The 3,006-nt window shown below is 68.7% G+C and carries 2 protein-coding genes; both read right to left on the bottom strand.

Features of this window, described 5'->3' with window-relative positions; genetic code table 11:
• A partial coding sequence (locus HUU95_RS12610) for a biotin/lipoyl-containing protein (RefSeq protein ID WP_302480128.1) occupies positions 1-281 on the bottom strand: 281 nt, incomplete at its 3' end.
• 37 nt (positions 282-318) lie between these two features.
• Positions 319-3,006, bottom strand: a 2,688-nt coding sequence (locus HUU95_RS12605) for a 2-oxoglutarate dehydrogenase E1 component (RefSeq protein WP_174280419.1), incomplete at its 5' end; no start/stop codon positions are given.

Here is a 3,006-nt window from a genome sequence, read left to right as displayed (position 1 = left end):
GTCGCGGCTGGCTGGGGCGCAGCGGGCTGGGCCGGGGCGGCGCCACCAGCCTCGACGGTGGCGATCATCGCCCCGACCGACACGGTGTCGCCGACCTTCACCGCCTGCGCGCCCATCGTGCCGGCGACCGGCGATGGCACCTCGACCGAGACCTTGTCGGTCTCCAGCGACGCGATCGGCTCGTCGGCCGCAACCCGGTCGCCGGGCTGCTTGAGCCATTCGCCCAGCGTCGCCTCCGTGATCGATTCACCCAGCGTGGGGACCAGAACTTCGATTGCCATCACACTACCCTCATTGGACGCCAAGCCTCATTGGACGTCAGGCGCCTGCCTTGCCCGGCTTCTTGTCGCTCTCGCGGCTGCGGCGGACCTCGTCGCGCACCGAATGGCCGAGCGCGTCGGCGACGAGCGCGCCCTGCTCCAGCTGGTGGCGCTTCATCAGACCGGTGGCGGGCGAGGCGGCGGCGGCGCGGCCGGCATAGCGCGCGCGCCGGACCGCGCCATCCACCTGGCCGAGCGCTTCCTCGATCCACGGCTCGACGAAGGTCCAATAGCCCTGGTTGCGCGGCTCCTCCTGCGCCCAGACCACTTCCTCCAGCGCCGTCATCCGCCGCAACCGGGCGGCCAGCGCCTCGACCGGGAAGGGATAGAGCTGCTCGACGCGGACGATCTGCGTCTGCCCGCCGCCGGCCGCGTCGCGCGCCTCCATCAGGTCATAGGCGACCTTGCCGGTGCACAGGACCAGGCGCCTGGTCGCGTCGTCCGCCGCGCCGTTCGGATCGGAGAGGAGGCGCTGGAAGTGGCTGTCGGCCTGGAAATCCGCCGCCTGGCTGACCGCCAGCTTGTGTCGCAGCAGCGACTTGGGCGTCATCACCACCAGCGGCTTGCGGAAGGTGCGGTGCATCTGCCGGCGCAGCAGGTGGAAGTAGTTCGCCGGCGTGGTGCAGTTCGCCACCTGCATGTTGTCCTGCGCGCAGAGCTGCAGGAAGCGTTCGGGGCGGGCGGACGAGTGTTCCGGCCCCTGCCCCTCATAGCCATGCGGCAGCAGCATGACGAGGCCGTTGGCGCGCAGCCACTTGGATTCGCCCGACGCGATGAACTGGTCGATCATGATCTGCGCGCCATTGGCGAAGTCGCCGAACTGCGCTTCCCACATCACCAGCGTCTTGGGGTCGGCGAGCGCGTAGCCATATTCGAAGCCGAGCACGCCATATTCGGACAAGGGGCTGTCCAGCACCTCGAACCGGCCATGCTCGCTGGTGCCCAGCGGCACGTATTTATGCTCGTCGGTCTGGTCGACCCACACGGCGTGGCGCTGCGAGAAGGTGCCGCGCCCGGAGTCCTGGCCCGACAGGCGGACGCCGTGACCTTCGGCGAGCAGCGCGCCGAACGCGAGCGCCTCGCCGGTCGCCCAGTCGAAGCCGGTGCCCGACCGGAACATCTCGCGCTTGGCGTCGAGCACGCGGGCGAGCGTCTTGTGGATCGTCAGCCCCTCGGGCACCGTCGTCAGCATGCGGCCGAGCGCGTCGAACAGCTTGGGCTCGATCCCCGTGTCGACGCTGCGGCGCGCCGTCTCCGCATCGGCCGGGGCGTGCAGGCCGGACCAGCGGCCGGCGAACCAGTCGGCGCGATTGGGCTTGTACGCGGCGCCCGCCTCGAACTCGCCATCGAGCAGCGTGGTGTATTGCTGGACGTTGTCGTCGACCCAGGCCTGGTCGATCACCTTTTGCCCCACCAAGCGGCGCGCATAGATCTCGCTGACGGGGGCGTGATCGCGGATCGCCTTGTACATCAGCGGCTGGGTGAAGCCGGGCTCGTCGCCCTCGTTGTGGCCGAACCGGCGATAGCACCACATGTCGATGACGACGTCGCGGTGGAAGCGCTGACGATACTCGATCGCCATCTTGGTCGCGAAGGTCACCGCCTCCGGATCGTCGCCGTTGACGTGGAAGATCGGCGCCTGGACGCCCTTGGCGACGTCCGACGAATAGGGCGACGAGCGCGCGAATTGCGGCGAGGTGGTGAAGCCGATCTGGTTGTTGATGATGAAGTGGACGCAGCCGCCGGTGTTGTAGCCCCGGATACCGGAGAAGCCGAAACACTCCCACACGATCCCCTGCCCCGCCATCGCGGCGTCGCCGTGGATCAGCACGGGGAGCGACGCGGCGTGATCCTTCAGGTCGCCGGCGATGGTCTGGATCGCGCGACACTTGCCCAGCACCACCGGATCGGCGGCCTCCAGGTGCGACGGATTGGCGACCAGCGACAGATGGACGTGATGGCCGTCGAACTCGCGGTCGGTCGAGGTGCCGAGATGGTATTTGACGTCGCCCGAGCCACCGACATCCTCCGGATTGGCGCTGCCGCCGGAGAATTCGTGGAAGATGACGCGCAGCGGCTTGCCCATCACGTTGGCGAGCACGTTGAGCCGGCCGCGATGCGCCATGCCGAACACGATCTCGCGCACGCCCGTCTGGCCGCCATATTTGATGACGGATTCGAGCGCGGGGATCATGCTCTCGCCGCCGTCGAGCCCGAAGCGCTTGGTGCCGACATATTTGCGGCCCAAGAACTTCTCCCACTGCTCGGCCTCGATGACCTTGGCGAGGATCGCCTTCTTGCCCTGCGGGGTGAAATCGACGCCCTTGTCCTTGCCCTCCATGCGGTCCTGCAGGAAGCGGCGCTCGTCGACATCAGCGATGTGCATGTATTCCAGGCCGACCGCGCCGCAGTAATTGGCGCGCAGCGTGTCGACCAGCTCGCGCACCGTCGCCCATTGGAGGCCGAGCGTGCCGCCCAGATAGACGGGCCGGTCGATGTCGCCTTCGGAAAAGCCGTGCCACTCGGTGCGCAGGTCCTCGGGCAGGTCGCGCTTGACGAGGCCCAGCGGATCGAGCTGGGCGGCGTAATGGCCACGCACGCGATAGGTGCGGACCAGGAGCTGCGCGCGGATCGCGTCGGCGGCGGCCTTGACGATCGCGTCCTGGTCGGGCGCGGGCGCGGCCGG

The sequence above is a fragment of the Sphingomonas bacterium genome, assembly GCF_903643065.1.
Taxonomy (GTDB): domain Bacteria; phylum Pseudomonadota; class Alphaproteobacteria; order Sphingomonadales; family Sphingomonadaceae; genus Sphingomonas.
The sequence above is the reverse complement of the archived record's forward strand: the minus strand, read 5'-3'. Positions and strand labels throughout refer to the sequence as shown.